Raw genomic sequence first — 1,254 nt, forward strand, 5'->3', positions numbered from 1 at the left:
GTGTCGTGCTGCTCGGGCTGGAGGCGCCGCAGGACGAGCTGGTCGCGGCGTTTGCCGCTACCGCCAAGGCACCGATCGTCAAGGGCTTTGCCGTCGGTCGCACCATCTTCATCAACGCCGCCGAACAATGGCTGGCCGGCAAGATGTCGGATGAGGAGGCGGTGGCCGACATGGCTGCTCGCTTCGAACAGTTGACCGAGGCGTGGCTTGCCGCGCGCGGCCGCAAGGCAGCATGAGAAAACGGCGCTAACGAAAGCCGGAGGAAACGACAAATGACGAAGACCGTTCGCCTGACGATGGCGCAGGCCGTGACCCGCTTCCTGTCGCGCCAGATGACCGAGATCGACGGCCAGAAAGTACCGATCTTCGGCGGCGTCTGGGCGATCTTCGGTCATGGCAACGTCGCCGGGATCGGCGAGGCGCTCTACCAGGTGCGCGACGGATTGCCGACCTTCCGTGCCCACAACGAGCAGGCGATGGCGCATGCGGCGATCGCCTATGCCAAGGCCAATTTCCGCCGCCGCTTCATGGCCGCGACCAGCTCGATCGGTCCCGGTGCGCTGAACATGGTGACGGCGGCAGCCCTGGCACACGTAAACCGGTTGCCTGTCCTGTTTTTGCCGGGTGATGTCTTCGCCAACCGCTTGCCCGATCCGGTGCTGCAGCAGGCCGAGGATTTTTCCGACGGCACGGCGAGCGTCAACGACTGCTTCCGCGCCGTGTCGCGCTATTTCGACCGCATCACGCGACCGGAGCAGATCATCCCGGCGCTCAACCGCGCCATGCAGGTGCTGACTGACCCGGCCGAATGCGGCCCGGTGACGCTCTCACTTTGCCAGGACGTGCAGGCCGAGGCCTACGATTATCCCGAAAGCCTGTTTGCCGAGCGCCTCTGGACGCCGCGCCGGGTTCGTCCGGACCGCAACGAACTGGCCGCCGCCGTCGCGGCGCTGAAGAGCGCGAAGAAGCCGTTGGTGATTGCCGGCGGCGGCGTCCTCTATTCGCAGGCCTCGGGCGAACTGGCCAAGCTGGTGCAGGGCGCCGGCATCCCGGTCTGCGAGACGCAAGGCGGCAAATCCTCGCTGTCTGATGATCATCCGCTCAACATGGCCGCGGTCGGCGTCACCGGCACCTCCGCCGCCAACCGGCTGGCGGAAGAGGCCGATGTCGTGCTCGCCGTCGGCACCAGGCTGCAGGATTTCACCACCGGCTCCTGGGCGCTGTTCAAGAATGCCGGCCGCACTATCATTGGGC

2 protein-coding genes are annotated in these 1,254 nt (G+C 66.2%); both read left to right on the plus strand.

Translation table 11 applies throughout. The features are described from left to right. Positions 1 to 236: DUF2090 domain-containing protein (locus tag EN781_RS32740; RefSeq protein WP_127400733.1), on the plus strand; the 236-nt coding region annotated here is incomplete at its 5' end. 36 nt (positions 237 to 272) lie between these two features. Continuing rightward, a partial coding sequence (locus EN781_RS32745; RefSeq protein WP_245492714.1) for a thiamine pyrophosphate-binding protein occupies positions 273 to 1,254 on the plus strand: 982 nt, incomplete at its 3' end.

Source organism: Mesorhizobium sp. M4A.F.Ca.ET.090.04.2.1, assembly GCF_003999085.1.
GTDB lineage: Bacteria > Pseudomonadota > Alphaproteobacteria > Rhizobiales > Rhizobiaceae > Mesorhizobium.